This window comes from Candidatus Infernicultor aquiphilus (genome assembly GCF_002784285.1).
Lineage (GTDB): Bacteria > Atribacterota > Phoenicimicrobiia > Phoenicimicrobiales > Phoenicimicrobiaceae > Infernicultor > Infernicultor aquiphilus.
Genome location: NZ_PFKO01000247.1, coordinates 510 through 5,713, shown reverse-complemented (window position 1 = coordinate 5,713; position 5,204 = coordinate 510). Strand labels below are relative to the sequence as shown.

Below are 5,204 nucleotides of genomic sequence, written 5' to 3'. Positions count from 1 at the left end.
CCATTCCCCGATCAGGTCGAGGACAGGTTTGTTTACTTTTTGGGAAATAACCATAATATAATATAATATAATATAATATAATAGAGTAGATAACAGTGGAGTTGGTAAGATGAAATATGAATTATCATTAAAACAAAAACAAAAATTAATTCTTACTCCCCAATTATATCAATCGATTAATATATTACAGCTAAATTTGGTTGAACTAAAAGTTTTGATTGATAAAGAGTTAGTAGAAAATCCCTTGTTAGAAATTAATCAAGAAGCAAGTTCAATGGTAGAAAAAATAAGCCAGGAGGAAAATTCTAATAGTCGGACTGAAGAACCAGAAAGAAACATAGAAGGAGATAACTTTTTTGATTGGTTAAGTTACCTTAAAGAAAAAAATTATCCACCGTATTCTTTACCTGGATCAAGATTAGAAAAAGAAAATTCATATGAAAATTTTATCTATTATAAAGAATCACTACATGAATATTTGTTAGCTCAATTAGGACTGGTGATAAATAATAATACAGACTATAAGATTGGAGAATATTTGATCGGGAATATTGATGATAATGGTTATCTAACTTTTAGTTTAGACGATATTTCTGGTGATCTAAATATAAAAAGGGATAAAATAGAAAAGATATTGTTTTTGATTCAGAGTTTTGATCCACCGGGAGTAGGAGCAAGAAACTTAGAAGAATGTTTATTAATCCAGGCAAAATATCTAGGCCTCAATGATGTAAACCTAGAGACGATAATAAAGAAACATTTGAACGATTTAGCTCGGAAAGCATATAAGAAAATTGCTAAAGATTTAAAGATATCAGTTTTTGAGGTTCAATCTTTAGCTGATATAATTAAAAGAACTTTTGATCCTAAACCAGGAAGAGAAATAGGTGATTTGAAAGAAATTAAATACATAATTCCCGATCTAACAGTAATGAAGAAAGGAGAAGATGAATATAGGGTATTTCTGAATGATACTTACTTGCCACAAATAAGGATAAATTCTCAATACCAAAAAATTTTAGATGTAAATAATAATAATTCTTCTATTGTCGCAGAGAGGTTGACCAAGAGAAAGAATATTTCTGATCACGAAATTAAAGATACCATAAAATATATTGAAGGGAAATTGTCCTCTGCCAGGTCATTACTCAAAGGAATAGAACATAGAAAAAGGACTGTTTATCAAATTGCTGAAATTATAGTCAACTATCAAAAAGATTTTTTAGATGAAGGTATTTTATATATCAAACCTCTGACTTTAAAAGAGGTTGCAGATAGATTAAATATCCACGAATCAACTGTATGCAGAGCGATTAGTAATAAGATTATTCAAACTCCCCGTGGATTTCTTAAGATGAATTTTTTCTTTTCTAAGGGAGTAGATATGAAAAGTGGAGGAATTGTTTCTACGGATAAAGTGAAAAGTATAATAAAAGAGTATATTGATAATGAAGATCATTTAAAACCATGGAGTGATCAAAAATTAACCGATTTGTTAAGTAAGAAAAAAGGGATAAACATCTCCCGACGAACTGTTACTAAATACAGAGAGATATTAGAAATATCTCCTTCTAATTTACGTAAAAGATTTTGTGTTTAGTTGTTTAGTTACCTGGTTAACTGGTTTAATATTAATTTATTTATTAACTAACTAACCAGGTAATCAACTAACTAGCTAACTAATTAGTAATTTATCAAATAAAAAAGGAGAAAGAAATGACCATAAAAGTAGGAATTAACGGATTTGGGAGAATTGGGAGGAATGTCTTTAGGGCTGGATTGAAAGATAAAGAAATAGATTTTGTTGCGGTTAATGATATAACCGATGCAGAAACTCTTGCCCACTTGTTAAAGTATGATTCTATTTATGGAATATTACCTGGGGTAAAAGCAGAAGGTGATACTATCTTTGTTCAGGAAAGAAGCTTAAAAGTACTGAAGGAAAAAGACCCCAGTAATCTTCCCTGGAGAAAATTAGGTGTTGATATAGTCATTGAATCAACAGGAATTTTTATAGATAAAGAAGGTGCCACAAAACACCTAACTGCTGGAGCGAAGAAAGTAATCATTTCTGCCCCTGCAAAAAACGAAGATATTACTATTGTAATGGGAGTTAATGAAGATAAATATCTACCTGAAAAACATCATATAATTTCTAATGCCTCTTGCACGACTAATTGTTTGGCTCCCGTTGCTAAAGTATTAAATGATTTTTTTGGAATTGAAAAAGGAACTATGACTACTATTCATTCTTACACTGCGGATCAGAGGTTGATGGATTCGCCTCATAAAGATTTAAGAAGAGCAAGGGCAGCTGCGCTTTCTATAATTCCTACCAAAACAGGAGCTACAAAAGCAGTAAGCTTGGTGATTCCTGAATTAAAAGGAAAATTAAATGGTATGGCCTTTAGAGTCCCCACTCCTAATGTTTCAGTGGTAGATTTAGCAGTATTATTAAAAAGGAAAGTTAGTGTAGAGGAGATTAACCAAGCTTTTAAAGAGGTCTCTCAAGGAGATTTAAAAGGAATTTTGGATTATACCGAAGAACCTTTAGTCTCAAAAGATTTCAATGGTAATAGTAATTCATCTATAGTTGATGGCCTGTCTACCATGGTTATTGCTGATAACTTAGCTAAAATTATAGCCTGGTATGATAATGAGTGGGGTTATTCTTGCCGAATAATAGATCTTCTTAAATATATTTGGAAATAAATGGAGGTTAAAGGAATGCGTATCCCGGTCATTGCTGGGAATTGGAAAATGAATAAAACAGTAGTAGAATCTATTGCTTTGGTTAAAGAGCTAAAAGATTTTATTCGTGAAATTAAAGGAGTAGATATTGTAGTTTGTTCACCCTTTACTTCTCTTTGGGTAGTTAAGGAGATAATTAATGGAACAAGTATACATCTGGGGGCTCAGAATATGTATTGGGAAACTAAAGGGGCTTTTACTGGAGAAATATCTCCTCTAATGCTTAAAGATGTGGGTTGTGAATATGTTATATTAGGTCATTCTGAAAGAAGAGAACATTTTAAAGAAACTTCTGAAGAAGTAGTTAAGAAGACCAAAGCTGCCTTTTCGTTTAATCTCATACCTATTGTATGTATAGGTGAAAATTTTGAGGAAAGGGAAAGTGGCAAAACTAAGAGTATAATAGAACAGGAAGTTAAAGCTTTGTTTCTGGAAATTGATTCTACCTTAGCAGGAAGAATAATTATTGCTTATGAGCCTATCTGGGCTATTGGTACAGGTAAATCTGCAAACTCACAGGAGGCCAATTTAATAAATAAATTTATTAGGGAACTATTTTCCTCCGAATATGGGAATAAAGTAGCTGAGCAGATAAGAATATTATACGGAGGGAGTGTAAACCCTAAAAATATTGAGGAGCTTATGAATGAATCTGATATTGATGGTGCTTTAGTTGGGGGAGCAAGTTTATATGCTTTAACTTTCTCTCAAATAGTAAAAGCAGCTGAAATATTATAAAGTTAGTGTAAACTGTAGCGGGGTAGCAAAAATGTGTAATATGTGATAAGTGACGTGTAATAAATACCTGTTCCTATAATTTTAGAAATTTAATCTTATTACTCATTACATATTACTTGTTACTGTATTTTATACTCGATACTATATTTAATATCTTGAACTTAACATATAATTGTGTTAAAATATAACACTGAAATCATTGGTGAAATAAATAAAATAAATTAAGAGTTTTAGAGAAATTTTTCTCTAACTATCTTAATTTAATTTTTAAGAGAGGAGCTAAAAATGCCCATAAGTTTAATAGTGATTCAGATTATTGTAAGTATTGCTTTAATTTTGGTAGTAATACTTCAAGTGAGAAAGTCAAGTAGTGCCTCAGGTGTATTTGGTGGAGGTACAACTGCTGATTATGGTGGTAAGAAAGGTAAAAGTAGAGAAGCATTTTTAATGAAACTAACTACTGTTATAGCAGTACTTTTTATGTTGTCTTCTCTTCTGATTGGTTTGATTAAATAAAAGGGATATCTTTTAAAGAATGAAGGAATCTATAAGTTCAATTATAGAAATAGAAAATTATTCTATTAAGCAAGACAGAAAATTTTTCTCGGCTACTCATGAAGAAATAGAGAAAGGGTTAACTACTGATATATATTTTGTGAGAGCTCAAGAGATATTAAGATATCTTCGATTAGAGAACACTATAGTAACTGCAGAAATTTTTCCCCGAGGGGGAGGTATATTTGCTGGAACTGAAGAAGTATATAATCTTTTAAAAGACAAAAAGATAAAATTATGGGCTTTAGAAGAAGGCGTGAGGTTTCAGTTTAAAGATACCGTAATGAGAATAGAGGGTCCATATTGTGAATTTGGCGTTTTTGAAACAGTTATCTTAGGAATTTTAGCCAGTAGTTCAGCCTGGGCTACTGCAGCCCGTGAATGTAAAGATGCTGCGAGCGATAAGAAAGTCCTCTGTTTTGGTTCACGACATATCCATCCCGCTGTAGCTCCAGTTATGGAAAGGGCTGCCATAATTGGTGGAGTAGACGGAGCAAGTTGCATATTGGGAGCAAAATTATCTGGGGAAAAACCCCAGGGAACTATTCCTCATACTGTAATAATCATTTCAGGAGATACTATAAAAGCAGCTCAAGCTTTTAATATTTGTATGCCTAAGGATGTGCCCCGAATTATTCTTATTGATACTTTTAAGGATGAAGCAGAAGAATCTATAAGGGTAGCCGGTGCTTTAGGAAGAGATTTATTGGGAGTAAGGTTAGATACTCCAAGTGAGAGAGGCGGAGTGACTCCAGATTTAGTAAAAGAGGTAAGAATAAGACTTAATCAAGCTGGTTTTTCTGAGGTGAAGATCTTTGTTTCAGGAGGTCTCACCCCAGAGAGAATAAATCTTCTAAGTAAAGAGCAAGTTGATGCTTTTGGAGTAGGTAGTTATATAAGTGATGCCAGTCCTATTGATATGACCCTGGATATAAAGGAAGTTGAAGGAAAACCAATTGCCAAGCGAGGAAGAATTCCAGGGAAGATAGAAAATTTAAAATTAAAGCGAATTATGTAAAAAAAGACCTTTTATATTTAAGATTTTGCCGGGATGGCGGAATAGGTAGACGCGCCAGCTTGAGGGGCTGGTGAGCATATTGCTTGTGGGGGTTCAAATCCCCCTCCCGGCACCAATAAGTCTTAAAAAGAGGAAGATAGTT

Annotated in this window: 5 protein-coding genes and 1 tRNA gene; all 6 read left to right on the top strand. The window is 32.7% G+C overall.

Annotation, left to right across the window (positions count from 1 at the left end; translation table 11 throughout):
* The first annotated feature begins 109 nt into the window (after positions 1-109).
* The 6 genes from rpoN to COZ07_RS06620 all read left to right on the top strand — a co-directional run bounded on the left by rpoN (position 110) and on the right by COZ07_RS06620 (position 5,177).
* A complete protein-coding gene (gene rpoN / locus COZ07_RS06645; RefSeq protein ID WP_406607786.1) occupies positions 110-1,600 on the top strand; it encodes an RNA polymerase sigma-54 factor in 1,491 nt (496 codons plus the stop codon).
* Between the two features lie 116 nt (positions 1,601-1,716).
* Positions 1,717-2,712: a type I glyceraldehyde-3-phosphate dehydrogenase gene (gene gap, locus COZ07_RS06640; RefSeq protein WP_406607785.1), complete on the top strand. Its 996-nt coding sequence runs from the start codon at positions 1,717-1,719 to the stop codon at positions 2,710-2,712.
* A 15-nt stretch (positions 2,713-2,727) separates the two neighbouring features.
* Positions 2,728-3,489, top strand: a complete 762-nt coding sequence (tpiA, locus tag COZ07_RS06635) for a triose-phosphate isomerase (RefSeq protein ID WP_406607784.1) — start codon at positions 2,728-2,730, stop codon at positions 3,487-3,489.
* Positions 3,490-3,774: 285 nt separating this feature from the next.
* Positions 3,775-4,005 carry a preprotein translocase subunit SecG gene (gene secG, locus COZ07_RS06630; RefSeq protein ID WP_406607783.1) on the top strand — a complete coding sequence of 77 codons (231 nt, stop codon included), beginning with the start codon at positions 3,775-3,777 and terminating at the stop codon, positions 4,003-4,005.
* A gap of 19 nt (positions 4,006-4,024) precedes the next feature.
* Positions 4,025-5,062, top strand: coding sequence for a nicotinate phosphoribosyltransferase (locus COZ07_RS06625; RefSeq protein WP_406607782.1), 1,038 nt, complete (start codon positions 4,025-4,027; stop codon positions 5,060-5,062).
* A gap of 27 nt (positions 5,063-5,089) precedes the next feature.
* Positions 5,090-5,177: transfer RNA gene (locus COZ07_RS06620), tRNA-Leu, on the top strand.
* The last annotated feature ends 27 nt before the right edge of the window (positions 5,178-5,204 follow it).

Bases quoted from the DNA above. Each gene is read 5' to 3' on its own strand.
- rpoN (WP_406607786.1), top strand. From the start codon at position 110: ATGAAATATGAATTATCATTAAAACAAAAACAAAAATTAATTCTTACT.
- secG (WP_406607783.1), top strand. From the start codon at position 3,775: ATGCCCATAAGTTTAATAGTGATTCAGATTATTGTAAGTATTGCTTTA.
- COZ07_RS06625 (WP_406607782.1), top strand. From the start codon at position 4,025: ATGAAGGAATCTATAAGTTCAATTATAGAAATAGAAAATTATTCTATT.
- tpiA (WP_406607784.1), top strand. From the start codon at position 2,728: ATGCGTATCCCGGTCATTGCTGGGAATTGGAAAATGAATAAAACAGTA.
- gap (WP_406607785.1), top strand. From the start codon at position 1,717: ATGACCATAAAAGTAGGAATTAACGGATTTGGGAGAATTGGGAGGAAT.